At 66.8% G+C, this 26079-nt stretch carries 30 protein-coding genes and 1 tRNA gene; 14 read left to right on the plus strand and 17 right to left on the minus strand.

Going from position 1 to position 26079, the window contains the following annotated elements; all coding sequences use genetic code 11:
* Positions 1–53 precede the first annotated feature (53 nt).
* Positions 54–3866 (minus strand): AAA family ATPase, encoded by a 3813-nt coding sequence (locus AB0N14_RS21975; protein ID WP_366027384.1) that lies wholly within the window; start codon positions 3864–3866, stop codon positions 54–56.
* Positions 3867–4307: 441 nt separating this feature from the next.
* Between AB0N14_RS21975 and AB0N14_RS21980 the strand changes: the two genes are divergently transcribed.
* The 5 genes from AB0N14_RS21980 (at position 4308) to AB0N14_RS22000 (ending at position 8607) form a co-directional block, all read left to right on the plus strand.
* The gene (locus tag AB0N14_RS21980) at positions 4308–4787 is read left to right on the plus strand and encodes a hypothetical protein (protein ID WP_366027385.1); all 480 of its coding nucleotides are present in this window, start codon (positions 4308–4310) and stop codon (positions 4785–4787) included.
* A 286-nt stretch (positions 4788–5073) separates the two neighbouring features.
* On the plus strand, positions 5074–5766 hold the full coding sequence (locus AB0N14_RS21985) for a hypothetical protein (protein ID WP_366027386.1): 693 nt from the start codon (positions 5074–5076) through the stop codon (positions 5764–5766).
* Between the two features lie 203 nt (positions 5767–5969).
* A complete protein-coding gene (locus tag AB0N14_RS21990; protein ID WP_366027387.1) occupies positions 5970–6899 on the plus strand; it encodes a site-specific integrase in 930 nt (309 codons plus the stop codon).
* Positions 6892–8322 (plus strand): hypothetical protein, encoded by a 1431-nt coding sequence (locus AB0N14_RS21995; RefSeq protein ID WP_366027388.1) that lies wholly within the window; start codon positions 6892–6894, stop codon positions 8320–8322. Before AB0N14_RS21990 ends, AB0N14_RS21995 begins: the two co-directional genes overlap by 8 nt.
* Before the next feature lie 212 nt (positions 8323–8534).
* A tRNA-Arg gene (locus tag AB0N14_RS22000) sits at positions 8535–8607 on the plus strand.
* Positions 8608–8688: 81 nt separating this feature from the next.
* Here AB0N14_RS22000 and AB0N14_RS22005 read toward each other — a convergent pair.
* The 10 genes from AB0N14_RS22005 to AB0N14_RS22050 form a co-directional block, all read right to left on the minus strand.
* Complete coding sequence (locus tag AB0N14_RS22005; protein ID WP_366027389.1) at positions 8689–9516, minus strand: site-specific integrase; 828 nt, start codon at positions 9514–9516, stop codon at positions 8689–8691.
* Between the two features lie 172 nt (positions 9517–9688).
* On the minus strand, positions 9689–9901 hold the full coding sequence (locus tag AB0N14_RS22010; protein WP_366027391.1) for an excisionase family DNA-binding protein: 213 nt from the start codon (positions 9899–9901) through the stop codon (positions 9689–9691).
* The gene (locus AB0N14_RS22015; protein ID WP_366027417.1) at positions 9894–11195 is read right to left on the minus strand and encodes a replication initiator; all 1302 of its coding nucleotides are present in this window, start codon (positions 11193–11195) and stop codon (positions 9894–9896) included. Before AB0N14_RS22015 ends, AB0N14_RS22010 begins: the two co-directional genes overlap by 8 nt.
* A 141-nt stretch (positions 11196–11336) precedes the next feature.
* Positions 11337–11579, minus strand: a complete 243-nt coding sequence (locus tag AB0N14_RS22020) for a SpdD protein (protein ID WP_366027393.1) — start codon at positions 11577–11579, stop codon at positions 11337–11339.
* A gap of 33 nt (positions 11580–11612) precedes the next feature.
* Entirely contained in the window at positions 11613–11798 is a 186-nt protein-coding gene (locus AB0N14_RS22025) for a hypothetical protein (RefSeq protein ID WP_366027394.1), read from the minus strand.
* 16 nt (positions 11799–11814) lie between these two features.
* Positions 11815–12006: a mobile element transfer protein gene (locus AB0N14_RS22030; protein WP_366027395.1), complete on the minus strand. Its 192-nt coding sequence runs from the start codon at positions 12004–12006 to the stop codon at positions 11815–11817.
* A 6-nt stretch (positions 12007–12012) separates the two neighbouring features.
* A complete protein-coding gene (locus AB0N14_RS22035) occupies positions 12013–12198 on the minus strand; it encodes a hypothetical protein (protein ID WP_366027396.1) in 186 nt (61 codons plus the stop codon).
* A gap of 3 nt (positions 12199–12201) precedes the next feature.
* Positions 12202–12849: a DUF2637 domain-containing protein gene (locus AB0N14_RS22040; protein ID WP_366027397.1), complete on the minus strand. Its 648-nt coding sequence runs from the start codon at positions 12847–12849 to the stop codon at positions 12202–12204.
* A gap of 87 nt (positions 12850–12936) precedes the next feature.
* Positions 12937–14313, minus strand: coding sequence for an FtsK/SpoIIIE domain-containing protein (locus tag AB0N14_RS22045; RefSeq protein ID WP_366027398.1), 1377 nt, complete (start codon positions 14311–14313; stop codon positions 12937–12939).
* Positions 14313–14669: a hypothetical protein gene (locus AB0N14_RS22050; protein ID WP_366027399.1), complete on the minus strand. Its 357-nt coding sequence runs from the start codon at positions 14667–14669 to the stop codon at positions 14313–14315. Before AB0N14_RS22050 ends, AB0N14_RS22045 begins: the two co-directional genes overlap by 1 nt.
* Before the next feature lie 184 nt (positions 14670–14853).
* Between AB0N14_RS22050 and AB0N14_RS22055 the strand changes: the two genes are divergently transcribed.
* Complete coding sequence (locus tag AB0N14_RS22055) at positions 14854–15219, plus strand: hypothetical protein (protein WP_366027400.1); 366 nt, start codon at positions 14854–14856, stop codon at positions 15217–15219.
* A gap of 22 nt (positions 15220–15241) precedes the next feature.
* Here the strand turns inward: AB0N14_RS22055 and AB0N14_RS22060 are convergent, their stop codons facing one another.
* Positions 15242–16030 carry a GntR family transcriptional regulator gene (locus AB0N14_RS22060; RefSeq protein WP_366027401.1) on the minus strand — a complete coding sequence of 263 codons (789 nt, stop codon included), beginning with the start codon at positions 16028–16030 and terminating at the stop codon, positions 15242–15244.
* A 107-nt stretch (positions 16031–16137) separates the two neighbouring features.
* Here AB0N14_RS22060 and AB0N14_RS22065 point away from each other — a divergent pair, with 107 nt between their 5' ends.
* From AB0N14_RS22065 to AB0N14_RS22080, 4 genes are read left to right on the plus strand one after another with little or no spacing between them, the layout of a single operon-like run.
* Positions 16138–16545 carry an NUDIX hydrolase gene (locus tag AB0N14_RS22065; protein WP_366027418.1) on the plus strand — a complete coding sequence of 136 codons (408 nt, stop codon included), beginning with the start codon at positions 16138–16140 and terminating at the stop codon, positions 16543–16545.
* A 46-nt stretch (positions 16546–16591) separates the two neighbouring features.
* Positions 16592–17020, plus strand: coding sequence for an ATP-binding protein (locus AB0N14_RS22070; RefSeq protein WP_366027402.1), 429 nt, complete (start codon positions 16592–16594; stop codon positions 17018–17020).
* The gene (locus AB0N14_RS22075; protein WP_366027404.1) at positions 17014–17397 is read left to right on the plus strand and encodes a hypothetical protein; all 384 of its coding nucleotides are present in this window, start codon (positions 17014–17016) and stop codon (positions 17395–17397) included. The genes AB0N14_RS22070 and AB0N14_RS22075 overlap by 7 nt, the downstream gene beginning before the upstream one ends.
* A 3-nt stretch (positions 17398–17400) precedes the next feature.
* A complete protein-coding gene (locus AB0N14_RS22080; RefSeq protein ID WP_366027405.1) occupies positions 17401–18324 on the plus strand; it encodes a hypothetical protein in 924 nt (307 codons plus the stop codon).
* A gap of 499 nt (positions 18325–18823) precedes the next feature.
* Here the strand turns inward: AB0N14_RS22080 and AB0N14_RS22085 are convergent, their stop codons facing one another.
* The gene (locus AB0N14_RS22085; RefSeq protein ID WP_366027406.1) at positions 18824–19141 is read right to left on the minus strand and encodes a hypothetical protein; all 318 of its coding nucleotides are present in this window, start codon (positions 19139–19141) and stop codon (positions 18824–18826) included.
* Between the two features lie 88 nt (positions 19142–19229).
* A complete protein-coding gene (locus AB0N14_RS22090) occupies positions 19230–19436 on the minus strand; it encodes a hypothetical protein (protein WP_366027407.1) in 207 nt (68 codons plus the stop codon).
* Between the two features lie 298 nt (positions 19437–19734).
* Between AB0N14_RS22090 and AB0N14_RS22095 the strand changes: the two genes are divergently transcribed.
* On the plus strand, positions 19735–20091 hold the full coding sequence (locus tag AB0N14_RS22095; protein ID WP_366027408.1) for a sigma factor-like helix-turn-helix DNA-binding protein: 357 nt from the start codon (positions 19735–19737) through the stop codon (positions 20089–20091).
* Positions 20092–20208: 117 nt separating this feature from the next.
* Here AB0N14_RS22095 and AB0N14_RS22100 read toward each other — a convergent pair whose 3' ends face one another.
* Entirely contained in the window at positions 20209–21204 is a 996-nt protein-coding gene (locus AB0N14_RS22100) for an abortive infection family protein (protein ID WP_366027409.1), read from the minus strand.
* A gap of 249 nt (positions 21205–21453) precedes the next feature.
* Positions 21454–22692 (minus strand): IS701 family transposase, encoded by a 1239-nt coding sequence (locus tag AB0N14_RS22105; protein WP_366027419.1) that lies wholly within the window; start codon positions 22690–22692, stop codon positions 21454–21456.
* 148 nt (positions 22693–22840) lie between these two features.
* Between AB0N14_RS22105 and AB0N14_RS22110 the strand changes: the two genes are divergently transcribed.
* Positions 22841–23389, plus strand: a complete 549-nt coding sequence (locus AB0N14_RS22110) for a hypothetical protein (protein ID WP_366027410.1) — start codon at positions 22841–22843, stop codon at positions 23387–23389.
* Positions 23390–23671: 282 nt separating this feature from the next.
* Positions 23672–24157 carry a DUF4231 domain-containing protein gene (locus AB0N14_RS22115; RefSeq protein WP_366027411.1) on the plus strand — a complete coding sequence of 162 codons (486 nt, stop codon included), beginning with the start codon at positions 23672–23674 and terminating at the stop codon, positions 24155–24157.
* A gap of 182 nt (positions 24158–24339) precedes the next feature.
* On the opposite strand, the gene AB0N14_RS22120 is transcribed toward AB0N14_RS22115, so the two are convergent.
* On the minus strand, positions 24340–24963 hold the full coding sequence (locus AB0N14_RS22120; RefSeq protein ID WP_366027412.1) for a DUF6000 family protein: 624 nt from the start codon (positions 24961–24963) through the stop codon (positions 24340–24342).
* Between the two features lie 335 nt (positions 24964–25298).
* Here AB0N14_RS22120 and AB0N14_RS22125 point away from each other — a divergent pair, with 335 nt between their 5' ends.
* Positions 25299–25487, plus strand: a complete 189-nt coding sequence (locus tag AB0N14_RS22125) for a hypothetical protein (RefSeq protein ID WP_366027413.1) — start codon at positions 25299–25301, stop codon at positions 25485–25487.
* Positions 25488–26079: the final 592 nt, after the last annotated feature.

Raw genomic sequence — 26079 nt, forward strand, 5'->3', positions numbered from 1 at the left:
CCACGCGTTGACCTCGGCCCCTGCTCAAGCCTCGAACCTGCGCCCCAGAGACGTCAGTCAGAATCCGTCCTACTCCCCTCTCGCCTCGGAGACCGACGCGCCGTTGCCTTCTTCTTCGCCGTGCGCGGTGGCTGGTAGATCTCGTCGCGGCCGATGACGCGCAGCGCCTTGTCTCGCCATGCCGGCACGTCGACGCCGTTCTCGTCGCTCGTCCACATCAGCGTGCCGTTCGGCCCGCCGCCCTCGTCAGCGGGGAGGATGCCCTGTTCCGCGTACCACTTCTGTTTTTTCTGCCAGGAAGAGGCGTAGCGCGGGTCATGGAGCATGCCGAGGTGTTCCCAGTAGACCGTACGACCGCTGTAGGTGCTGATGGTGAAGTCGGGACGGCGGGGCATGGGGTCGCTGCCGTCCCTGCTGTACAGGGGTTGCTCGTAGACCCATGCACCGGGGGCGATGTCGTCGAGGATGTCCGCGATGATGACCTCGTTCTTGCTGCGGACCGGTACGCCGCTGGCGCTGATGTGCAGCAGCCGGGAGTCCACCCGGACCGACGGGGCCCCTGCGTGACCGGCGATCTGCCGCGGAGACGGGGGCACCATCAGGTCGGTGAGTCGACGAGCGGTGTCGGAACCAGTCGCCCGAGTCAGAAGCAGCAGATCCTCCAGTGGGCCCTCGTGGCAGAGGACCACCCGCTCGGTCTGCCGGGTGAGGGCGGTGTAGAGCAGTTCGCGGGACAGGCCCTGCACCGCCGCCGGCAGCATCAGGATCACAGTGCCGAACTCACTGCCCTGGCTCTTGTGCACGGTGAGCGCCCAGGCCAGCTCCAACGGCGGGTCCTCGTCGCCACGACCGTCCCGGTACGGAAACCACCTGCCGAGCTGTGAGGAGAACTCGACATGAGCCGCGGGCCTGAACTTCATCCCGCCCGACTTCGTTTTCCCTGTGACGACGCCGATCTCGCCGTTCGCCACATACCCCGGCTCCGGCTTCCAGACTCCGGGCACCTCGCCCCTGGCCCGCATGTTGCGGGTGTTGACGACCTTGTCCCCCAGAATGATCTGCTCCGCGCCGAGCGGCTTGGGCACTTTCGCACGGTAGTGCAGGGCCTGCTGGAGAGCCTGACCACGGTGGCGACGTTTGAGGTGCCGGTTGAGCTCGACAGTGCCGTGCGCACGGCCCCGAACCGGAGAGAGCACCTGCCACTTCTCGCATTCCCCCGGGGCGGAGCGGAAGTCCGGGTAGACCCGGGGTCCGACGGGTTTCTCCGTCGCCCCGTACGACTTCGCGAAGCTCAGTCCGTTGTCGTCTCCGCTGACCTTGAATTCCTCCTCCAACACGTCGTCGAGCACTTGCGCCGCCGACCGGCCGTTCCAGGCGACGGCCCGCAGATGCTGTAGGGCGTCCCCCCGCCGAAGCTGCGCCCAGACCTCGTCGGCTCCTTCCATAAGCTCGTCGCCGCTGAACCACCGGGCGAGCAGCAGGTCCTCCCGGGTACCCTCCCTCCCGCGCTGCCGACGCAGGATCGTGAGCTCGGCCCAGCCGGGCGCGACACGTGGCCATTGCGCGGGATCGTGCTCCCCTCTCGCCCTGCGCTCCAGATCGACGAAGGGGCGGCCCGAACCGATGGGCGGCAACTGGCGTGGGTCTCCGACCAGGATGAGTCGCTGAGGCAGAATCAGCGCGTCCAGCAGCGCCGCGAACATGTCCTCGGTGAGCATGGAGGCCTCGTCGACGACGACCGTCCCGTACCGCTGCCTGGTCCCGGGGGCGCCGGTGAGCAGATAGCGCGCGTTCTGTCCGTCGTAACGCTGCGATCGGCTCAGGAACTGGGCGAGCGTATAAGCCTCGTGCTCGGCCTTCTGCTCCAGCTGAACCCGCGCCTTGCCGGTCGGCGCGAGCAGCAGCAAGCCGTCCGCTGTGATCTCGGGTCGTCGGGCCAGCGCCCTGACCAGAGTGGTCTTACCGGTGCCCGCAGGGCCGTTGAGGACAGTGAGCCGCGACTGATAGAGCTCGTGCAGCGCTGCGGCCTTCTCCAAGCGGGCCCGCTGCTCGGCCTGCAGGTCCTCGGCCGTTCCCTGGGGTGACCCGAGCACAGCGTCGAGCGTGGCGTTCAGATCGTCCGGCGCCGTGTGCCGCGGGGCGCCGCGCAGTCTGCGTACGACAGCACGGATCCATTCCCGGCGTCGAACCGCCGACCGCAGCTTGTATCCGAAAGCTCCGCCGGCGAGTTCGGTCCTGGTCAGCTGAGGCCAGTTCACCTCGTGGTCGTCGTCCAGCGAGCCGGGGTCCAGTTCGGTCCCCTGCATCACCGACACGGTGACATCCAGCGGCCGTACGACGTTGAGCTCGGCGATCCTGGAGAGGGCGTCGTCGACGGTAAGCAGCGTATGGCCCTCATCCTCGGCGTGCCGCAGCACAGTGACGAGGGCGGCCTCGACCCGTCTCCGGTCCAAGGGGCCGTCCAGGGGCACGGTCACCGGCAGCGGATAGCGTTCGGCGAGCCCCTGGTCGGGAAAGCAGCCCCGGTCGACGGTTTCGAAGAGGATGGGCTCACCGTCGTCCACCGTGCAGTTCACCAAGTCATAGGGGTTGTCCAGCAACTCATCGTCGGTGAGCTCGATGCCGGTCTTCCGGTCCAGCACCCGATCGAGCTGGTCCCTGGTCAGGTCGAACCGGCTCAGCAGCCGCAGGGCCTGTCGGCGCTCCTCGTCCACCTGCTGCCAGATGCCTCGGCTGGTGCCTGACACCAGCCGACGGAACTCCTCTGGCCCGCCTGCGCCTTCGAGCGCCTGTTGCAGCACTGGCCAGGGGTGTTCTCCTTCTGACACCACGGATGCGAGGACACGGGCGGTGAAGACGGGATGTTCGAAGCCGAGGCGTCCGAGCACCGCCGGCAGCCCGGGTGCCGGTCCACGGCGCCGCCATGCCATGCCTAACTGCCGGTCCAGCCACTGCCGTGAACGCTCCGCCACCGAGCAGCCCAGCTCACTGGCGGCCTGGGCAGCACGTTTCAGTTCCAGTAGGGCGGCTACCGCCACATCGGGCGACACATGCTCGGTGGCGTAGGAGAACTCCCTGTTTCTCTCGGGAGCCACGGCTAGCGCGACGCTCACATCCCGGCCTTGTGCGGCGAGCCTCTCGAGCTCCTGAACTGGCAGCAGGATCCCCCCGGCACCGTCAGGTCTGAGAGTGTGCCGGATGATCGTCTCCCACATGTGGTTGGGAAAGGCGGTTCTGTCCGACCCGTTCCACTGCCCTGGCAGCGTCAGTGAGTCGACACATGCAGCACCCACCAGCATCCGCCGCGGCTGGGCCTCGAAGGGTGAGTGCTTCAGATAAAAGAACACCAAGGACTGCTCGGAGCGCACATTTTCGAAGAAGGCCTCGATGACCGCGCGCTGGTTGTCCCCGTGTAGCAGCCAGTTCGGCCGGAAACCGAGCTCGCCAACGGCGAAGTCCTCCGCTCCCTCGGAGAAGCCGAGGATGCGCTGTTCCTCCGCTACCTCGACCGCGTTCTCCCGATTGAGCCAGTAGAACGGAATGCCGTGCGCGGAGAACGGAGGTACGTCCACCAGCGTGTCAGACACCGCTCTGAGGGCGTCCGTATGGCCGTATGGATGCCTCCGCGTCAAGACGTGCCCACGTGGGCTGAGGAAACCGCCGCGCTCGGCAAGGCAGGCTGGCTCCGCGCCCAGTACCTCGAACCGCTCGCCGGCATGCGCTGCTTCGAGTATGTCGTCCCGGTCCTCGCCGACCTTCTTGAGCAGGATGCAGGAGCTGTTACCCAGCGGGTTCTCGCACACCGTGCCACCCCACCCGCTGTCGTGCCAGGGCACCCGTACCGACAGATGCTGCACAAACGCCATGCTCAGAATCCCCTCAGGACGGTCTACAGCCCAGCCGGACTAGTCTCGTGCACCGACACCTCCGCCCAAGTCCAAATGCGCCAGATCCTCGTACGTTGAGGTGGCGAATAGTGTCGGCCCACCAAGGACCGTCCTGCCTTCGGCCAACCCACCTCGCCTCACTCCGCACGCTCGTGACCCACACCAAATACTCCATGACCGCATCGCCGAGAGCGCTCCTCTGACGCACCCCGAGCGCGTCCCCTCCGCAGCACAACGCGCACTTCAGGTGCGCTTGCGTCCATCTCCGCTGGTCAGTGCGGGTGCACCCAAAGCAGGCGACCCGCAGCGCATCTGTGAGTGAGGGCGCATCCAACAGACTTGCAGACAGGGTGAGTTGTTGTTGTCTATGCTGTCGCCGCAGATCATGGACACCATGGCTGGCGCGAAAGGAAGGGCGAGGTGGCAGTGACCGACATCGATGCCTCCACGCATCACTTCCTCACCCAACTCACTTCTCAAGCGGATGAGTTGAGGAAGGGCGTCGAAACGGCTCGACGTGAGCGTGACGAAGCGGCAGCTCGACTCGCGGACCTTGAGAAGCGACTCGCGGACAGCATGGCAGCGCTGCGCGCCCTGCAGGTCTACACCGGGGAGACGCCAGGTGCGACTGCCGGCGACAGAGAAGCCGATACCGCCAACGGGCCGAACGGCACCCACGCGCTGTCGATCGAGGAAGCCATCCTCCGCGTGCTGCGGGCAAACAGTGGCTTGACCCCTTTGGAGATCGCACAGAGGGTCGATGCGCTGGGCGTGAAGAGTTCCGCCTCCAGCGTCCGGGCCCGCCTCAGCAAACTCGTCAAGCAGCGGACGCTCCGGCGTGACGGCAAATCCAGATACTCACTCACCGTGGCGGGATCGGAGGCCACCCAGAACCCGTAAAGGTACACAGAACACAGATCGGCCGCCGCAAGTTGCGAGCCCACGGCGGCCGTTGGCGCATGCCTCCAGACAAGGGTTCACACACCGACGGCCAGCCTAGGCCATTCGGTCGGACGGACGTGAGCCCTTTCCGAAACAATCGCCGATCTTCACGGCGACCAACGGAACAAGGACCCACAGAATGAGCGCTTCCTCGTCCGGACCGTCCGGACACTCCTCTAGCCGGAGCGCGCCACGCGACCGTGGTGCAAGAACAGCTTCGAGCGCAAGACCCGTTTCCTACCGCATGCCGCCCGTCGACATCCAGGCCGACCGGCAGATGGACCTCCTGGCCGCTGCGGTCACCACATGCGCGACCGGCCGCTCGGCAGTCAAGATCCGTGACTTCGTCCGGGAGACCGGATTGGACCGACGCGACGTCACCCCCGCTTTGCGCTTCCTGACCGATACCGGCCTGCTGACCTCGGGCCCCGCCGGCTGGACGCCCACAGTCTCCGGGGTGCGCGTCGGGCAGTTGTGGACCGCCAACCGCGAGGCAGCCAGAACCGTCTTCGGTGAGGTCTGGCGCGACTCCTGGGTGTACCAGCTACTGATCGACTCCGTTCACCCGGGCGTCGCGCTCAGCGCCGACGAGATCGCCAAGGCTATGAGGCCCTACCGGACTTCCCAGCTGACGCCATGGGTGCACCTGGTCGACTGGCTTGAGCTGGCGCGATACGTCGAGCGTGACGACGACGGGCACCTGCGCCTGTCCCAGGCGGCCAGCACCGGCGCCGGCGCCGGCGCCGAAAAAGCGACTCACGGCAAGGAGGAAGACGACGAACCGCAGACTCCTGCCCCCGATACGTCCTCCCCGCAGCTTGGACTAGTGCTCCCGTTGAGCATGGATCAGCTTCTGCACCTGAGCGCCGAGGACTACGGCGCGGTCATGAGGTCGCTAGCGACGATCTACGACGTGCTCTCCCGCCAACGGGCCTGACATCCCACTGCCGAGCCCGGCACCTGCGTCCACCGTCGTCACCTTTTTGCGCGCGAGCGTTTGCGCATTCCGGACCACCTTCCCAAGGCTGGTGTGAACTTGCACCAGCTTAGGAGGTTGCCGCCATGCCGCTTTCGCGTACGCCCAGACACCACCGAACGCTGCCCGACGGCCCCAGCATGCCCGCAACCGTCTCCGCGGACGTGACGCTGGCGCACGCCGTCGAGCAGACCGTCAGCCTTTGGACCGCCATGACCGCTCAGGGACAGATGTCTCCCCAGACCAGCCGTTCCTTCGGGCAACTATTGAAACGCTACGAACACTACGCACGTGCCCGCGGAATCGTCCTCGTCGATGACGTTACCCCCGACTTCGCCGAAGACTTCGTCTTCGCCCAGGGGCGCACCAGGCACGGACGGATCGGCGAATCGGCCACCGCGACGCTGCACCAGCGCCGCGCCGTCCTGCGCTCCTTCTACCGGACCCTTCGCGAGCTGGGCCTCAGCGACGCTGACCCTACCCGGGATATCCGCCTGCCGGAACGCACCAAGACCGTGATCCGCCCCTTGGACGAGGATGAGGCCATCGCCCTGCGTCACGCCGCTGAGTACGTCAGCAGGCCCAGCCGGCATGCCGCAGCAGCAGCATTGGCCCTCTCGGGCGGTCACACCGGCGAGATCGGCCACGCCCGCGTCCGTGACCTCGACCAGGACGCTGTGGCCGTCTGGATGCACGGTTCAACCCGCACTGACCCACGCTGGTGCCCCCTCGACCCATGGGCACGGCGCGTGCTCCAGGCCAGGGCCGCCTTCGTCACCCGGCAGCAGCGCACCCCCGAAGCAGCGCCCAACGCCCGTCTCGCGGTCTCCTCAGCCCCCGCACCAGACGAACAGCTGCAGGCCCGGGCCTGTGTCGCGCTGTCCGACCTCATCCGCCGCATCGGCCTGGGTGCTGATCCAAGGGTGAAGCCGGCCTCTCTGACCGCGTACGCCGCAGTGCGGATCTTCGACGAGACCGGAAAGATCGAGAGCGTCGCTCGCGGACTCGGGCTACGGTCCCTGGACCGAGCCGCCGATTTGGTCGGCTACGACTGGGCACACCGCGCGGCTGAAGGACGGGCCGCCAGTGCCTGAGGACATCTTCGGTGACGCCCTCCCGCCAGCCCAGCGCGAACCACGCAAGCGGGCCTTCAGCGACAAGGACCGCCGTACTCTTCACGAGCGTCTCGTCGACTGTGCGCACAACCCAGACCTCTACGAGTTGGCCGAGGCGCTCCCGCCGCCCGGGAGGGTCGGTAGGCCCCGTCGCTATCCCGATGTCGCCTTCCTGTTCTTCCTCGCGGCCCGCAGTGTGCTGGCCTCCGCTCGCCGCACCGCCGCACATCTCGAAGACCCAGAGGTGTGGACGATTCTCAGGGCCGGGGTGCGCGCAGAACTGGGCCGCACTGCGGCTGCCCTCCTTCCGGAGACAGGGCCGACTCGGTCCCAGTGGCTCCATGCCCAGCAACGGCTACGCGAGCACTCGCACGACCTGTGGGACATGTATCGAAGCCTGGCTCTCGCACAGGCGCTTGAACAGGGGATCTTCCCCGAGGACGAGACCCGGTCGTGGAGCAGCCCTCAGCGGCACCAACTGATAGCCGCCGACGGCACGGTCCTGAAATCCCCGACTCTGGCCCGGGCCAGCCAGAGCGTGGATATGACCACCGGAGAAATCCGTTACCACCGCGTAGACCCCGCCTCCGTCGCGCAGACCGAAGGCGGCGGCACGGAGGTGTACGGGCCGAAATACGTGTTCTTCTCCGCTAGAAAAGACGAGAACTACCTATCTCGGGTCTTCCTGGACTCGCGCTACGTGCCCCACCTTCACCCCGGCGGAGAGGCAGCCGTAGCGGTCAGGGGCGTCATAGACATCATGTCCGCAGCCCCCGGCTGTATGGGTGTGCTCTACGACGGCGCCATCCGCGGAGTACATCGGGACGCGATAGCCCGGTTCGGCGGCCTCATTATCAACAAACAACACAAAGGGAACGAACCGCAATTTTATGAATCACTGCGCCCTGGTCGCTGCATCCACGAATTGTGGGCGGCCGGCGGACGCATCGTGGAAAAGGTTCACTACGCGGACGGAACCGCGGAACTCGTTCCGGTACCGATCAAGCGACTGGAACGACGCGGACTCCGAACGTTCCGCTGGTACCACGTCCTGACCATTCCCTGTCGGCGCGGTGTCCACGAGCACAGAGTCGCCGTCGGGACGACAAGCCGAAAGGGCGAGCGCCCACCCGGCGAGAGCGACGAGGAACGCGGCTTTCACCGTGCCGAGCATCTGCAACAGATCCCGGAGTTCACCCGCACCCATCAGCTCGTTTATCCCTATAGAAGCGACGCGGAGTCCGGCCACGCACAGCTCGACGCCTCCTTGTGGAACGGGCGGCTCATCTCCTACGGAGTCGAAGCCCAGCAGCTCCTGACCCTTGGCTTCGTCCTCGCCCAGAACGCGACCAGCCGTGCCCTCCACCAGGGAGGAGCAGCCCTGCTGAGCCACACCGCCTGACCACCTCTCTGCCCAGCTCCCCAACACCAGCGCCCGCCCGAGCCCTGATCCGGTACCCTGTGGATCGAGCGCCCCGGCGGGCGCTGTGGCGTGCGTCGTGGGCTCAGCCCACCTCTTCACCACGGCAACCTGCCCAGGTCGCTCAGGGCTTGATCAAGAGACCTGGCCATGACTCGTCCATCGAGTTCCGTGCAAGGTTTCGCACAAGCCCCGCCTTCGTAGCTCAGGGGATAGAGCACCGCTCTCCTAAAGCGGGTGTCGCAGGTTCGAATCCTGCCGGGGGCACAGAGCAAAGGGCCAGCTCAGGAGGGGTTTCCTCCCAGGCTGGCCCTTCTGCGTTTCAGGGGTCGTGCCACACGCGTGCCACTACGGCCCCGCAGCGTCCGTCTCGGACGGGTCGGAGGCCTCTCCCCCACCACCCCGGATCATGGCACCGAGCCGATCGGCGATGGCCCGGTCACGGTCGCTGGTCATGTGCTGATAGATCAGCGCGGCCCGCGAGCTGCTGTGGCCCATGCGGGTCATCAGCTCGCGCGTGCTGGCCCCGGCCGTCGAGGCCAGCGTATTGCCCGTATGGCGAAGGTCGTGGAAGTGCAGCTCAGCCGTGATACCCGCCGCCTTCCGGGACATGACCCAGTCGTCCCGGAAGTTGCTCCGGCGTAGTTGTCCGCCCTGCGGCCCGACGAAGACGTGGCCGTCACGGCCAGGAGCGGCGTACTGCTCCAGGTGGCGCGTGACCTCGTCGAGCAGCTCGGCCGGGAAGGAGACCGCGCGCACCCCGGCCGCGGACTTCGGCGCCTTGTCGAAGAGCCGGCCGTTCTGCAATTCGGCCTGCGCACGCCGAACGGTCACGGTCAGCGCCTCCAGGTCGATGTCCCTGCGCCGCAGGGCGGCCAGCTCACCGAAGCGCAGCGTCGTGAAGGCTGCCAGGAGGACAAGCAGCCGGTAACGCGGCCCGATCGCGTCGGCGACGGCGAACACCTCCGGCACCGTGAGTACCGGCCGCTCGGGCACGTCGTAGCGGTCCGCACCCTTGATCCGGCAAGGGTTGCGCCGGATCAGCTCGTCGTCCACGGCCGTGTTCATCAAGGCCCGAAGGAGTTGGTACGCCTTGACCACGGTCGGTTCTCCGATGCCCGCCGCCAGGAGCTTGCCGCGCCAGCTACGGACCCGGGCCGTCGTCACGTCGGCCACGCTTCCGGCTCCGACTGGGTGAGGGCCGCTTGGGCGTCGGTCTTGGTCGGGTACGTCTTCTCGGCCGGGCGCAACTGGCCCGTTTCGGGATCGCGGTACCGCACCTGCCAACGACCGGACGGAAGCTGCCGGACCGACCCGAAGCTTCTGCGCCTCCCCTGCCTGTTGGCCATCAGGCAACCCTCCGCAGCGAACCATGGCGGTGACCGATCGGCTGCACCGTGTTGGCGTCGATGAAGGCGCTCAGCGAGCGCTCCGGGATGCGAACGTGCCGGCCGACCTTGACGAACGTGATGCGGCGCTCGGCGATGAGGCGGCGGGGGAAGCGTTCCGTGGTGCCGAGGAGTTCGGCCACCTCCGCCACGGTGAGGTAGCGGTCAGCCATGGGTGGGTTCTCCTTCCGTTCCGGGGGCGGGTTCGAGGGTTGAGGCGAGCCAGGCTTCGGCGTCGGAGAGGCCGGTTCCGGCGAAGACCCAGTGCGCGAGCACGAGGGTCGAGTCCGATTCGGTCTCGGTCGCAGCAGCCGCTTGGGCCCGGCGCCATTCCGCGCGGGCGTCGCGGAGGGCGCCAAGGGTCGTGGAGTAGCGGCGGGACTTGGTGGAGAAGTGGCCGCGGAAGCCGAGCATGTGGGCCCAGGCACGCAGGCGGAGGTCTTCCAGCTCCTTGCGTGCGCCGAGCGTCCAGGCGGTCCGGACCAGTCGGCGGGCGTGCTCGCTGATGTCGAGCTGGGCCAGCTCGGCGAGGAACTTCAGCGGGCGGTCGAGCGCTCCCGTGGCGGTTTCGGCGCCCTTGGTGGCGTACTTGGCGATATAGGCGGCCACAGCCCGTTCGGTCAGCTCCTGGCCGCCGTTGAAGTCCGCGGATCGGATGGTGCGCACGTCGAGTTGGCGGCCGAAGGCGAAGGTGTGGGCACGGCCATCGATGACCGGGCCGTCGACGCGGACCTTGCCGACGGCGGCGCCGATGGCATCGGTGAGCAGCTCGGCGGTAGCCCAGGCAGGCGGCGGGGTGTCGCCACCGGTCGGACCGTCGATGCGGATGACCGCGTGAAAGTGCACGGCGCCCCGCTTCTGGTACTCCGCGACCTTGGCGAACGAGACCCGGGCGTGTTCGCGGAACCGGCGCTGGGACAGGCCCGCTCGCTTGGCGACCTCTCGGCGCAGGTAGGTGGAGAAGCGGCGCCAGAGCTGACCGGCGTGAGCGTTCCAGAGCACGGCGGCTTCGTAGTCGTAGGTGTCCGGGTCGAGCGGGGTGCCAAGGGTGTCGTCGTCCTGGTCGTGGTGGACGCCGCAGCGGCAGGGACGGCCGCTTGAGGGGCGGTTGTGGACCGGGCCGAAGCTGGGGGCGGTGAAGGTGGCGAAGACGCGCGGGTGGGCGGCGACCTGTTCGGGGAGGCCCTTGCCGCCGCGCAGGCCTGAGGTGATCAGGTGGAAGGTGTCGCGGCGGTAGACCTCGGCGCAGGCCGGGCAGCGGGTGGTGCGGCGGTTGTTGCAGCGGACGAGGAGTTGGCCGGCGGGGAGGCTGGAGGAGTCGAGGTGGTGCAGGATACGGCCGATCTCGCCGGTTGCGGTGTCGAGGTCGTATTCGGTGCGGTGGCCGTCGAGGCGGATGGGGTGGGTGCAGCCGCCGAGTCCGGAGAGTTGGCGGAGGATACCGGGCAGGGTTCCGCCCGAGGCCAGGTTCACGAGTTCCGGGAGTGGTGGCGGGGTGGTGCGGGTGAAGATGGCGGTTCTCCTTCTGGCTGGCTCGGTCAGGAGTGATGGGCCCCGGGGCGGCGGATGCTTGGTCGTGTCGTGCCGCCCCGGGTGCCGGGCGAGGGCTCAGCGGTGGTGGTCGCGGAGCATGGAGCGCAGGACCATGCCGGCGACGGCCACGGAGACGGCCGTGACGGCGACGGCGGCCAGGAGCGCGGTGAGGACGACCCCGCCGACGAGCAGGGCTATGACCGCCTTGTGGTCGACGGAAAGCGCCGGGAGCGAGCGGCGGACGGGTGCCGGATCGGCCGGGGTGTGGGTGTGCGCGGGTGGCGGGGTCGGGTTGTCGGGGTACTTGGGCAGGAACACGAGCCGATCTCCTTATCTACTCGTCTAGGCATGTCAGCGGTTTATGACGTCCACTCCGGAGCGCGTACCGGACTCGATGGCGGGGGCGAGGAAGGTGTGGGAGAGCCAGAAGCCGAAGAGGGCGATCAGGACGACGATCCAGGTCCGGACGCCGAGGAACTTGACCGCTCCCCAGGCGAAGAGGCCGAGGACGAGGACGAGGGGCAGGCTGACGCTCACGGGGTGCGGGGTCCTTTCAGCGGACGGGGCAGCGGTGGGTGCGGGCGGCCAGTTCGGCGGCGGCGCGGCTGTCGTAGTCGGCGGAGAAGCCGCAGCGCGGGGCGGTGCAGGCGGCGGTGTGCTTCTCGCGGCCCCGGTTGTCGTAGGCGGTGCCGACCTGCACGGGGCCGATGCGGGTGACGTCGCGGAAGCGGCGGTTTGCGGCCATGGGAGTTCAGTCCTCCTGTCGCAGGGTCGAGGCGGGAAAGTCGCCCAGGATGCGGGCGGCTTCGGCGGGGTCCGGGGTGAGTTCGGCGGCGGCTTCGGCGAGCAGCCGGGCGAGTGCCGTCCTGCCGCTTGCGGCCATTTCGCGGGCCGCGTCGAGGTAGTCGGCGGCGGTGTTGAAACTGAAGAAGGGCACGGATCAGCTCCCTGTGGGGGTGAGTTGGGCGGCGATGGCTTCGGCCATGGGGACCGGGACACCGAGGCGGGCACGCAGAGTCGGGGTGTCGATGGGGGTTCCGGTGCGGGTGTGGTGGTCGGCCGCGACCTTGCGGGCGTGTTCGACGAGGGCGGCCGGGACGGGGACGGCGGGTTGCGTGGGGCGTTCCGGTGCTGCCTCGATGGCGGGTTGGTCACTCGGCTCGGGTGAGGGATCGGGGGCGTGCTCCTGGTCCTCGATGACCGCAGCGTCGCTGTCTGCCTGCTTGGGTGTGGTGTGGGCGAGGAGGGTGCCGCCGAGGAAGGCGACCGCGGGCCAGCCCGCGACGAGGATGCGCAGCCAGGCCGGCACCTGGTGCATGTCGAGCAGTCCGGCGGTGGCGACGTTCGCGCCGAGGGATGCGGTCAGGGCGATGACGAAGCAACACCACCCGGCCGTCTTCGCGTCGCCGGAGCGGAGCCGACGCCAGGCGGCGACGAGCAGCAGGTCGACGCTGATCGGGTACGCCCACGCTTTCCACCCGTCCTGTCCGGCCGCGGAGGCGATGTCGTGCAGGTGGGCGAAGGACAACGCGGCGGCGATGACCGCCTGGATGAGTACCGCGTCGACGCGGGCCAGGTGGGCGCGCATGCTGCGGCTCCTTTTCGGAATTCAGGCATGGGAGGGGTAGGGACGTGGCGCGCCAGACGGTCACGCCGACCCGGGTTGGAGTGAAGGTCAGTCGGTCACCGGTCGTGGCTTGACCAGCGAGACCGGAGCGTCGACCGGCTGTACGGGGACGGCGGGCCGGAAGGGCTTGAGTGCGGGTAGGTCGGGCACCAGGTGCGCCGAGGCGCGGCAGATTTCGGCGGCGTCGCCGAGAGAGAGGTACGGCGTGCGGATGCGGGACCAGCCGCCGGAGGTGTCACCGGCCACGGCGAGGCCGGGCCGTTCGGGGGCGATGGCGCAGGCGGCGTAGACCGCTTCGGGGGCGATGTCGCCGAGCGCCATCTTGGCGGAGGCTTCGTCGTTGACGCGGTGGCAGACCCGGCCGGTCAACTGCGCGCGGAGCATGGTGGCGCCCTTGCCCAGTTCGGCACCGAAGCGCTGCCCGCAGACCTCCAGGTAGATGCCGGCGGCGCGGCCGAGCTGGGCGAGGCGGATGAGCTGCGTGACCATCTCGTCGCGCCGTTCCTCGTCCTTCTTCGTGGCGACGAGGAAGAGTTCTGCCACCTCGTCGACGAACAGCACGATGGGCGCGGGGCGTTCCTCATCGGGCAGGCCCCAGATGTCGGAGGTGATCTCCTCGGCCGCGGTGCCCGGGGCGATGCCCTGCCGGGCCTTGATCAGGTCGTAGCGGTCCTCCATTTCCTTCACGAGGGTGGGCAGCAGTTCGGCCGCCTGCTCCGGGTCGGTGGCGAGCGCCGAGAGCCGTGCGGCGAACGGCGCCAGCTCGACGCCCCGCTTGCAGTCGATGCCGACCAGGGCGACCGGCTGAGGGGCGAGTCCGGCGATGAGGTGGCGCAGGTACATGGACTTGCCCGACAGCGTCGCGCCGAGGGTGAGGTGATGCGGGATGGTGCGGTAATCGCGTACGAAGGGCATGGCGTCCTCCCGCAGTGCCACCGGCACCTTGAGAAGCCCGCCACCGGCCTTACGGGGCATTCGCACCCGTCGCAGTACGTCGAAGCCGACGAGCCGCAACTCCACCACGCCCGGCTTGACGGTGGTGACGTACACGGCGTGAACGCCCCAGGCGTGCCGCAGCCGCTCGGCCGAGGCGGCCACATCAGCGGGTTCCTGCCCCGGAGCGAGCCGCAGCCGAAGCCGCAGCCCGGTCGAAGTGGGCCGGATGATGCCCCGACGCGGCGGCACCGGCCGTACCTCACGCCGAGTGGTCGCCTTGACCGCGAGGACCCGCAGCCGGGACGGGGCGACGGTCAGCCCGCACGCCTCCATGACCGAGCCGTACGAGCCGAGCAGCCGAGCGGTGGATATCGGCAGGCCGACCGTGGACCAGTACACCCCCGGGTGCTTGACCCGGGTGTAGGCGGCCCCGCCGCCGAGCGCGGCGAGGGGACCACCCACCTCCAGGAGCGTCGTCAGATCGGTCATCAGGCAGCGGCCCCGGTGGAAGCCGGGAACGCGGCCGGGGTGACGGCGGCGGCCCGGAAGGCGATGCCGTGCCGCTGCTGCCCGTTGAACACCGACTCCCACGGCCGGGCCACCAGCCCCGGCAGCGAGACCGGCGCCCCGAGGGTCAGCCCCTCGGAGATGCCGCCCTCCGGGACGGTGACCTTGATCAGCGACGACTCGCCGTCCTCGATGTACACGACGCCGATCGTCATCAGCGCCTCACCGCTGTTCGCGTCCTTGGCGATCTCGCCGGTCTGACGGTCGCGGACCTTGGGCTCGGGGGCCTCGGTCAGCAGGATCGTTGCGGCCGAGGTCTCAACGCGGATGGTGCGCAAGGAACTTCTGCTATCTACTCGTCTATACATGATGCGTCCTGCGAACCCGGCTCGCCGGGATCACGCGGACCAATCTGCCACACAACTTGCCCACTCGTCTATACGAGTAAGCGTGTTGGGGTGTACGAGTTGTTCGGAGGAGGGACCTGGGCCCACTGTCAGACCCACCCAGCAGAATCCACCCATGCTGATTGCGACCAACGGCCGTGGCCACACGGTGAAGCGGCCCTCGAAGCCGGCGATAGGGACCATGCTCGCCAACCTGGGGCGTGGCAACGAGCACCTGATCCTCGAGCGGCAGGACGAGGAACGCGAAGGCGACTGGTACATCCAGGTCTGGTTCCGCGACAACAACACCTACCAGCTGGAGTACCGCGACGGAGTCCCCGAGGAGCACTACCAGACACAGACGGTGTCGCAGGAGAAGGTCCTGCAAGCCCTCCTGGGCTGGGTGGCCGACAAGCCCACCTGGCGGGAAGGCTTCATGTGGAACAACATCGGCCACTGGTTCACGCCGGACTCTGAAGATGAGGACGAGCCGACCGCCTAGGACTGCGCCGCCGTCCATCCGATCAGGTCGCCGGGAGCTGGTACGACAGCACGTAGGCGTCCGCCGCCATCACCGTGTCGCAGACCTCCACAGGCCGTCCCTCGGTGTCGAAGGCAGTCCGGATCAGGTGAATGACCGGCACACCGGACGCCAGCCGGAGCGTCTTCACCTCGGCCGGCGAGGGCATCCGGGCCCGGATCTCCTCCTCGAAGTGGTCGAGCCGATGCCCCAGCTCCTCCAGGCGCGCATAGATGCCGCCGGGCCCGGGATTTGGTTCGGCGATCGGCGTCCCCCGGGCGATGTCGAGCGGCAGATAGGACGTGGCGAACTCCACGGGCCGCCCGTCCAGCAGATACCGCCGCCGCCGGGCAAGCACCCGCCGCACGGAGCCCAGCCGCGTAGAGACGTCCTGACTCGCCTTCTCCTCCTTGACCTCCAGGCTGTCGACCTGCGGGTGACTGCCGGCGGCATTGGCCTCCACAATGAACGCGGACTTCCCCTGTTCCCTGTGCCGCCGGGCGAACCGGTCGGAGGCGAGCCGTCGTACAGGCGGTCGTGGTCGCACGAAGACGCCCTTGCCGTGCTCGGCGTGGACCAGGCCCTCGCCCTGGAGGATGGAGAAGGAGTTGCGGACGGTCATCCGGGAAACCCCGTAGTGCTCGACAAGGTCGGCTTCGGAGGGAAGTTTCTCGCCCTCCTTGAATCGCCCACGGTCGATGGCCTCGCGCAGTTGGTCGGCGATCTGCCGGAAGACCGCACGATCGCTCGTGGGGTCGAGATCGCCGAGGAGGCCGGAAGGAAGAGGACTCACGAGTACTCCTTTAGGTATCTAGACGAGTGGGCGAGTGTTGTTGCTACGGTGGAGAGCCTAGCCAGCCGAGAGGGCAGAGGAACGTGAGCACAGAACGCCCGCACTCCGTGAGCGTCGCCGGGGTCGTCGTCGACGACCAGGGTCGGACCCTCTTGATCCAGCGCCGCGACAACGGCAAGTGGGAACCCCCGGGCGGCGTCCTCGAACGCGAGGAGACCATCCCCGAGGCCCTGCAGCGCGAAGTCCTCGAAGAGACCGGAATCAAGATCGCAGTTCCGGCGACCTTGACCGGCGTCTACAAGAACATGACAGGCTTGATCGTCTCGCTGGTCTTTCGCTGCGAGGCCGCCGACGGCATGCCCACCACCGGTGACGAGACCCGCGCGCTGCGCTGGGCCACCCGCGAAGAAGTCACCGAGCTTTGCGACGAGGCGTACGCGATCCGCGTCCTGGACGCACTCGACGCGGCGTCTCCGCCCGCCATCCGCGCCCACGACGGCGTGAAACTCGTCTAGCCCGAACCCGCTGCACATGGCGGCCTATCAGCACGAAGGAACTTGTATGCACGAGTATACGAGTACAGCCCGGGTCTGGGGACTCACTTGCCCAGGATTTCCCGAAGAGGTCAGCCGGGCCCGCCGCTGGACGCGCGACATCCTGCGCGGCTCCCCTTTAGCCGAAGACGCCGAACTGATCGTGAGCGAGCTCAGCGCGAACGCGATCCTCCACACCGCCAGCGGCCTGGAATCCGGCAGCTTCCACCTGGCCCTTGCCGTCTCCCAGCAAGTGATCGCACTGTCGGTCACCGATGACGGAGGCGCCGCCACCGCCCCGAAGGTCGAGCCCCAGGACCAGGACGCCGAACACGGCCGGGGCCTGGGCATGGTGAGCGCCATCGCCCACCGAGTCGTAGTCCACAACAGCGACAGCGGCCGCACCGTCACCGCGGAGCTTTTCACAGGCCACCGCGCAGGAGGCCACCCATGCTGATCGACAAGCCACAGCGCGGCTACTGGTGCGAGTGCTGGACCGAAGACCTCACCGAGGACAAGCCGCCGGCACTCCGGGCATCCTTCGACGCCTACACCGCACCCCAGGCAGACCGATGGGTCGCCGTCGCACTCCGCACGATCTCCCCAGCACTCGACCCCGACGCATCCGAGGAGGCCTGGGAGTGGCTCTACACCGGCCGCATCGAGACCAGGAGAGCGCTCCTGCGCTGTGAGCCCTGCACGGTGTCAGTCACCCAGGCCAGCACCTGTATCACCTGGACGATCCGCCCCGTGCTCTTCGTGCCTCTCGCCCACCGACAGGGCACCGAACTACCAGCCTGCGCATACGCCTTCACACCCCACCAGCACGATTGACACTTGGCCCTGGCCCGGATAGCCAAACTGGCAATCATCTGCCTTTCGGGCCAGGCCTCCGGCATGCTCAGCGCCGTGAACACCGACAGCAGCGATCAGCAGTCCAACGTCACCGACGCCACCGAGAACAGCGTCGAGGCGGACGCAGCCAGGACGATCGCCACCCCGGACGAGATCGATGCCTACAGGGGCTTGCTGACAGGAACGGACTGGCCGACGCTTGCGCACGCATACGGCTCTGCCGCTGAAGCACCCAAGATGCTGGCCGCCCTAATCGACCGAGAGCAGAGCGTGAGAACCAGGGCGCTTGACTACCTACACAACACCTTGCACCACCAAAGCACGCTCTACGAGGCGACAGTGCCCGCAGCGCTGTATGTGGCCGCGATCCTTTCGGATCCGCGAACGACCTGCACCGTGGACAACAACCGCCGCTCCTTCCCTGGTTGCATGCGCGCTGAGCTGCTTGCCTGGATTGCCTCGGTGGCGAATGAAGTCACAGACGAGGCTGAAGCCCTCAGCCAGCGCTACGGATTCCCCCTCGACGACTACCCACCGGCCGTCGGCATCCAGAGGATTCGGCCGCTCCTGTTCTCGGCGTCTCTCCCCTACACCGAGGACACCAACCGCCATGTGCGCAAAGCAGCCCTGACAGCCTGCATCCCACTCCTCGACGATCCCCGGTTGCATCACCACAGGCGGCCCCTGGTGCCCTTGGTCCGAGAGGTCTTGGGCACCAGTGAACTTTGGCAGCACCGCGAACGGGCCATCGACGCCCTCAACGCATGGGGCGAGGACTCCTCGGGCTTGGAAGGACAGCGGAACCCATTCCTGTTCTGCGATTCCGACCTGCCGGCTGACGGCTCATCGGCCTGGCTCGCTGACCCCAACTCCTCCGAGGGGTACAGCGACGAACCGCCGTTCTGACAGCGCCGGTCCAAGATCCACAAGGGCGTCAGCCAGTGAGTTACAACTTTCTCTACTGGTTCAAGGCGGCTCGCTCCGCTCCCCGCGCGCGGCACGGCCCCGGCCGGGCCTGCGCTCCTGCCTCCGTCCCGCTCCAGCCCGGCCGGGGCCGTGCCGCGCGCACAGCAGCGAGCCGAAGACCACGAGCCGAGTGCCGCACGGGAACGATCACTGTCAGAACGATGCCTCCGGCGGGGGATCGGCCGGCACCGGGATGGAGGGGGCGCCATTCCCGGCTGCAGGTCCGTTGTGGCGTGCGTGGGGTACTCCCATCCCGCACACCGTCGACCCAGGCAGAGCCGAGCAGACGCGGCCCCTGGCGTCCAGGTCGTTCGTACAGTGGCGCGCTCCACCTGGACGCCAGGAACCACGCCCGCTCCACGAGGTGTGGGTCGACGGCGTACGGGATGGGAGCTGGGGAGAGTGGTGGATGAAGCAGAGCAGGTAACTTACGGTTGCTTCAATCCGAGGTAGGCCTAGCCAAGCCCTCTCCACGAAGCCATGCTTCGATGTCGCTCCGCCTCCAGTACAGGCGATACAGCAGCCGGTGAGGCGACGGAAACGGTCGCTTCTTCGGCCCGCTACGTGCCAGCCAACCGGTGATGGTCTTCGGCTGAACCCGCACAAGTGCTGCCGCTCCAGCGGTGTCCACCCAGACATCATCATCGGGCAGCTCTGGCAAGCCGAGTAGGCGTCCTGCCGGAACCTCCTTGGCCTCGGCCAAAGCTTCAACGAGTGCCTGATGCTGAGCAGCGAGCGTCACGATCCGGTCGTTCACCCGGCCTCCTTGTACTGCAGTTTTAAGACTGCAGTACAAGCTACACGACTCCATCCCAGGAGATCATTGGTTTAAATGGCCGTTTTAGTTATTCCTGAGCCGCGCCGGGTTCAGCGCCAAGCTCTCGAAATACTGAGGCCATCTGGTCGTCAGGGATCCGCTGAATAATCTGCCGCTTCAGCTCACGCTCTTCCCGCTTGTTCCTGTAGTCGAGGATGTCGCGGATTATGCACCGCAGCACCCACACCACTCCGGGAAGAGATCCCAACGACGCCAGTTCACCAAGGATTTGCACCTGGGTCTCCTGGGTTGAGTAGCGACTCCGCCGGCCAGTCGACGGCCGAGCCGCGCAGACATCGCCAGTCTCACAGGGGAGATATGGCAACAAAAAAGCCCGAACGATGCGTTCGGGCAATAAAAAAGACGGAGGGTCAATCCTCCGTCAACAGGTTCCGGGCATGCCGGACTTGCCAACCAGTGTGTGACATCCACCGGCCCACGTCAAGGGTGGGCCAATCACAGCAGGTCAGACCGTCACGTGTGCAGGCCTGGGTGCACCCAACCCGCCAGGAGCGACAACTACGCTTGTCATCATGAGCCTGCCGCTGGACGACCCCATCACCAACTACCTCTATGGACTCGCCTGGGAGAAAGCCATAGAACGCCTCCCTGAGCCGCCGCAGAGCACATCGGGCCCGGTGACAAAGGAAGAGCACCTGGCGCTAATCTCAACACTGGCCGACTTCTCTTCGGGAATCGAAACGAATATTCTGACTGCCACTTACTACGCATGCCAGTTCGAGGTGTCGCAGGCAGAGATCGGGCGCGCCTGCGGGATATCTCGACAGGCCGTCCGTCAGCGACTTGCTAGGGCAACGGCCATCCAAGAAGAACGTAAGCGCCAATATTCCTACTTGGATTACGATTACGAGGAATATGACGACTATTAGAACCAGACTGCGCGCCATCACGGCATCTGGCCCGGCTCAGGATGGATTGCCTCCCGAGCTGACCCGTCGTTGTCTCCGGAGGCGTGCCTCACACATGTCATTAGAGTCCACACAAGATCAATCAACGGCACGCTGCTTGAGGTCGTCGATCAGGGCTGCCCACACCTCCTGCGCCGGCTTCGGCATCTGCGGTGTCGCTGCCTCCATCGCTTCGATAGTCTCGTTGGGGCGAGAGGCGAACTCGATGGACCAGCTGGCGTCTGCCATGAGACTACGGAGTTCGCAGAGAGCCCTGTCCGGGTTGGGGTGGTCGCGCAGCAGGATGGCCGCGCTGGCAGCGCTCCGAGCGGGGTAAGTGAAGACCTGCCCATCCGGGTTGATGAACAGGCCTTGGAGCGCACCCTCACGGTAGGCAGGTGGCCACATGCTCGGGTTATCGGAACAGGCCTCAATGCCCTCGATGCGCACGTTGAAGGTCTCCCGGGCGGAGCGCTGGCCGACGGCCACGCCGAGGGCGCGTTGGTCAGGCTCACCGAGTTGGGCAATGTTGGCAGCGCGAAGGCGGTCGGCTAGGTCGCCGCTGTAAAAGGCTATCCCTCCGTTCAGGAGGAGATCGTCGATGAGAGGCTGGACCGCACCCATGAGGACGGTTTGCATGCGGGAGAGAGCCCACCTCGTCCAGATGAGCGCCCCGTGGACACAGGTTTCAACGACTTCATCGGTGATCTCGTGTACGACCGCTCGGCCATGCCCGGTCCCGTAGCGATTGCGTAGTTCACGAAGTTGATCAGCCATCTTCCTGGCTTGGGTAGGCACCTGCCGCAAAGGGTGATTAGCTGGCAGTTCCGGCCCCACTGCGTGTTCGACGGTCTTGTGCGCCGCGTTCAGTACCTGCTGGTAGTCCGCATTGTCACCGCTGGGGTGGCCCGCTGCGGACAGAGCCACGCGAGCGACCGATTCCACCAGTTCCTTGGCACAGCCCACGACCAAGGGGCGGTCATCGGCCTCCGCCGCCCGGCCGAGACGGTCATAGGCGTCAGTGACGGCAGCCCAGCCCTCTTCGCGCAGCCACTCTGCTCGCGGTAGGGGTTCAGCCAGCAGATTTTTGATCACACAAGATTATCGGCACAGCAGATCCGGACCGGGGCGTGTTCCCCGCCATCGTTGCCTCAACGTATCTCGCGACCGGCAAGCGTTGGTCACCGATACCGCGGGAGCTCGGAGATCGGGAGGGGCACGCTCCGAACTCTGGTGCGTGGACGAGACACCGCCAAGCGAGCTGGGGAAGAGGGTGAGCAAGCGCCGCAAGAAGTAGGCCGGACTCGCGGGGCGAGTGTCTAATACTCCAGCTGTAGATAACGATCACGCTTTGCTCGCGGCTTGACGGCTGTAGTGGCTGGCCCGGGAACGGGCTTGATGACGACGCCGCCAGTGGGACCAGTGGAGCCAGTGCTCGGCCCCGTGAACAGGCCGGCCGATCAGGGCGATGAAGAGCCGCTGGATTTCGTTGCAGGTCAGCGGGATCAGGTCGTCGGGGCCAGGACGGAGACGGTGCTCGTCGGCGCGGACGACGGCCAGGAAGGCGTGGGCGAGCAGGGCGACGGTGACCCAGCGGGACCAAGACGTGTAACGGCGGAGCTGGTGCTCGTCCAGCCCAGCCAGACCTTTTCCGGACTGGAACGTCTCTTCGACCCGCCACCGGGATCCTGCGACCCGCACCAGTACTGTCAGGGGTACCGGCTCAGGTGAGAAGCAGCGGTAGTAGGCGAGTTCGCCGGTGGTGCGGTTGCGGCGGATCAGCAGGTGGCGTTGGCCTGGCGCGGTGCTGGACAGGTCGATGAGGGCCCAGTCGTAGAAGCGGTGTCCTTTGGCTCCGGCTCCGGCGGACAGCTTCTGCCAGGCTCGTTTGGGGAGCTTCTTGGCCAAGATGTCCGCGCGGAACTTCCCGGCGCCGGTGGTGACCTCGTGGGTGCGGGCCACTGCGAGTACGTATCCGGTAGCGCGGTCCTCCAGGGCGGCGCGCAGTGCGGGGTTACCGCCGTAGACCTCGTCCCCGGCCACCCAGGGTGCCTGATGGCCGGAGTCCAGGAATCGCATGATCATGCGGGCGGCCAGTTCGGGTTTGGTGGCGAACACGGTATCCGGGTGGAGTCCGGCGGCCCGGCAGCGCTCGGGTTGGTCGGTCCACGAGCGGGGGATGTAGAGTTCGCGGTCCAGTGCGGCATGTCCTCGCCAGCCTGCGTAGGCGAGATAGACAGCGACTTGGGAGTTTTCGATTCTGCCCGCGGTACCGGTGTATTGGCGCTGTACACCGACTGTGTGGCTACCCTTCTTCACGTCGCCGGTCTCGTCGACCACGAGCACCGCCCGGTCGTCGTGCAGGTGCTCGACCACGTAGTCGCGCAGGTCGTCGCGGACTGCGTCGGCGTCCCACTTGGCGCGGCTGAGCAGGTGCTGCATGGCGTTGGGAGTGGCCTCGCCGGCCCATTCGGCGATGGTCCAGCAGTTCTTCCGAGGCAGGTCCGCGAGTAGTCCCAGGACCAGGTGCCGTATTCGCAGTCGGGGTTCGACCCGGGCGAACCGGCCTGCGATGCGGTCCATCAGGCCCTCGAACGCTTCCTGCCAGCGGGCAGCGTCTACGCTGTGACCTGCGGCCACCGCGTGATCGTTTGTCTTCACACACCGATGATCAACGGTGGCCGCACCTGCCAGTGCCAGCAGGGCGGAACGGCTCGTCGAAGGAGACGCAGTGCTGGGATTGCTGGGCTTCTACGACGAACTGGACGACCGCTCCGGTCAGCCGAGCGGATCGATCCGCGACGCCGTCCGGCCCGTCGGCGAGCCGGACGAGGCGGACCTGGTGGCCTACCTGGACGCCGGCCACGTCCTGCTCGACGTCATGGAAGCCGGACACGACGTCATCACCGGCAGCGCCCACCGGCACTCTCCGGGATGCTCGTCCCTGGTGACCGACGGCACCTGGTTGTGGCGCCTGGACTTCCCGCACTACCTGGAAACCCACCACGTCTCGCTGCCCGAGACATTCCTCGACCACGTCCGCAGCCTGAACTACCAGATGCCCACCATCACCGTGGCGCAGTTCGCTCCGCACTACGACGAGACCATGCCCCTGGTCGGCTGGGCCTCGGCTGTCCCGTGGCGATCGATGGCGACCACGCTCGTACCTGAACCACGAGCCGTGACCAGCAAAGCCCAGTTCGACACGACGATGCTGGACCAGGACCGGAACCGGCCACACGGCAGCTGGGGCAAGCGGCGCAAGCCACGGAAAGCGTAGGCACCAGCAGCCCAAGAGCGATCTACAGCTGGAGTACTAACTGCGTGACAGCACCGACGAACATCGGCGGACGAGCGCGGACGGCTGCGGACCATCAGCGCAGGTGAGCGGCAGCCCAGCCCAAGGTCAGGGCGGCCCCCTCCAAGTTGCTTCGGGACGAAGAGGTCGTGCGTGGGCCGAGCTGCCGAGTTGACTGCGTAGTTCACCACCGATGTACTCCCACACATGCCAGGAAGGGATGACAGTCAGTCACTCGAAGCTCACCCCGCTCTCGCTCAGCCTGTGGCCGCAGCGCAGGATTACGTGGACGGGAGGCTGTCGCAGTACCAGACGTGGTACGACAAGAAGGCCGTCAAGACGAAGGCCATGCATCTCCGGATGAGGACGATATCCGTCGTCGGAGGAGCCTTGGTTCCCGTGTTAGTCAACCTTGACCTGTCATTCGCGAAACTTACCGCTACGGTGCTGAGCTTGATCGTTGTCGGCTCCGTCTCCTTGGAGAGCGTGTACCGCTACCGCGAACAGTGGAAGAACTACAGGTCGACCGAACAACTCCTTGGGCATGAGCGGATCTACTTCGAAACCAAGGTGGGGCCCTACTCAGGTCTCTCGGAGAGCGACGCATTCACGACCTTGGTCGCCCGCGTAGAGAGCGCTATCGCCAACGAGAACTCTGCGACCCTCAACGTGATGACCTTGGGCGGCCAAGTAAGCACTGACGTTCAGACACCGCCGGGCGTCCCTGGTGGCCGGCGAGAGCTTCAGTAGACCGAGCGTGCCACTCGTGTGCCAGATACTGCGGGCAACCACGGGGAAACCGGGGAATGAAGCCCGAGGCCATTGGGCACCGACACTGTTCCGCCGCAGGTCAGCAAGGTTCCCACCGCTGAAGCACCCAAGCTGAGGCACCAGGCGCTGGGCGATGGTGGTGACCATCCTCGGCGAGGGACTCATGTCAGCCTGTTGGGGCAGTGCTTGGCAGCCTCATCGGCGAAGGCGCAGAGCTTGCCGATGAATTCTCGGTAGCTGTCGGGAGCATCACCGTCCTTGCTGGGCGGCCCGTCGAGCCACTGCTGCCAGAGTCCGTCAGGCACGAGGAACCGGGCCGCATAGTCAGCAGCGAGCTTGGCGTCGAGCAACAGGAGCGCGCCGAGGGCGGCTCCCTGGTCGTAGTAGAGGTCGGGGCGCCGCAGGTAGCGGTCAAGGTAAGCGACCAGGAGGTCAGCGTCAGCCCGGGTACCGAAGACGGCCAGAGCGACACAGTACGCCTTCCCCGCGTAGGGCCCTTCACTGGCGAGCAGGAGTTCGCCGAGACGATCCCGGAACTCGGATCTGCCGGCCACGGCGACGAGCCAGGCTGCCGTCTTGCGCTCGCGCCACCCTCGGTCGAGCAGCGTATGCAGCTCACGAGGACTGATCTCACCAGCGGCCTGGCCCAGCTTCCGGAGAAACTTGGTTCGGTCGCGTCCGCTCATCCCGAGAAGGTTGCCGCCAAGTTTGAGGTACCGCCGGTCGGGCGTGACGTAGCGGCGGATCAACTTGAGCGGCTCGTCCTCTTCGTCTGCGCGGCGCATGGCAGCATCCTCGTATGGACGAAGCTGTCAGACCAGCAAATTGGCAGGTCGGGCGCCTCAGCCCTGCGTGCCCATCCGTCTCAGTTTCCGTCTCATTCAGCCCCGTTCACGGCCGTTCAGCCGAGACCCCGAGCCGTCACCACGCCTACGGCCAGCCGCCCATGAACGCAGGTGAACGCCCCCGCACGCAGCCCATCGCCCTACCAACACAGTTGGAAAGCGTGTAGGCCGACAGCTGCACACTCTCTCTCGCCGGTCGGCCGCGGCCCCGTATGGTCACGCATTGGGGACGAGTCGCTGAAGCACGGCACGAACGGGCCGGGAACAGGGGGACTGTGAGCAGGAGACGCTACGTGGTCAGGGGTGTGCCAGGTGGATACCGGATCTGGGACAACCGAGGACGTCGATGGTGGGGTGATCTCTACGAGTTGTGTCCTGACGATCTCGTGGATGAGCTCAACGGCCAGGCGGACCACGCACGGATCACTGCCCTCATGAAGCGCTACAGGGCGCAGAAGCGATAGGTGCTGCCGAAGGGGGGACGACGCATGCCCGCACCACAAGTGCACCAGATGGGGCGGGGAACAGCAGGGAACCACGGTGAAAGCAGCCCAGCCCGACGGGATGGCGCCACGGCCGTTCACCCAGGTCAGCGACCGACCCGGCCCCAAAGAGCCGCAGCTTCCCAAGCTGAGAGCCTCCCTTGAGTCGCACCATCGACTTCCGTGCTCGGTCAGGCACTGATGGTTGCGGTTCCGTAACCGACCGTGGGGATCACTGGTCCTTCTGAGAAGGTGGTGTCGTGGATCCAGAGGCAATCGCGACTGCCGTCGGAGCTGTCGTCGCTGCCGGGGCTGGTGGAGCCGTGACAGAGGTGTACAGCCGGCTACACGACAGGTTCTTCAACCGAGCCGTCACGGCAGAGCGGAATCGTCTACGGACTGAGGTGTTGGGCGAGCCCACCCTCGCGGACTTGGCATCCCTAGGGCACGCCGATGAGAACGCTGCCGGAACGACCACTCCCTCTCTGTCAAAGTAGATCGAGTCAGGCATACTGGATGATTCATTGAGTCGAGGGCGGAGAAGGAGTAGTGCCCGGGTGGCCAGCACGAATGA

It is taken from the genome of Streptomyces sp. NPDC051104 (genome assembly GCF_040682835.1).
Classification (GTDB): Bacteria; Actinomycetota; Actinomycetes; order Streptomycetales; family Streptomycetaceae; genus Streptomyces; species Streptomyces cynarae.